The organism is Methylophaga sp. UBA4204, assembly GCF_002379485.1.
In the GTDB taxonomy this organism is placed as follows: Bacteria; Pseudomonadota; Gammaproteobacteria; order Nitrosococcales; family Methylophagaceae; genus Methylophaga.
This window is the reverse complement of the sequence record NZ_DFTU01000075.1, coordinates 3,100-3,530: the sequence shown is the minus strand read 5'-3', so window position 1 is coordinate 3,530 and position 431 is coordinate 3,100. Positions and strand designations below refer to the sequence as shown.

1 protein-coding gene is annotated in these 431 nt (G+C 43.2%); it reads left to right on the top strand.

The features are described from left to right. A partial coding sequence (locus tag B3182_RS10845; RefSeq protein ID WP_292752738.1) for an NnrS family protein occupies positions 1-431 on the top strand: 431 nt, incomplete at both ends.

Below are 431 nucleotides of genomic sequence, written 5' to 3'. Positions count from 1 at the left end.
CGAGCCAAACAAAACAAAAACCTGTTTTTCATTCCGGTGCTGTTATTACTGACTATCTGCAATACGTTTATGTACGCAGGCCTTGTGATGGAGCGCCCGGATATTCAGCAGGCAGGCAGTCTCAATGCCGTTTTACTTATCACACTATTAATGACGGTGATTGGTGGTCGTGTAATTCCCATGTTTACCGCCAACGGTACTCAAACGGCCAAAGTGAACAATATTGCCTGGCTGGATAAAACGGCACTAATGAGTATTTGGCTGCTGTTTGCCTTACATTTTTTAATGCTGACGAAATTCATTCCATCCATTGTATTAAGCGTGTTGTTTGCTATTGCAGCAGTGCTGGTATTTATTCGTGGGTTTCGTTGGAAGATCTGGATTACGTTTCACATCCCATTGCTCTGGTCGTTACATATCGGTTACTGGTT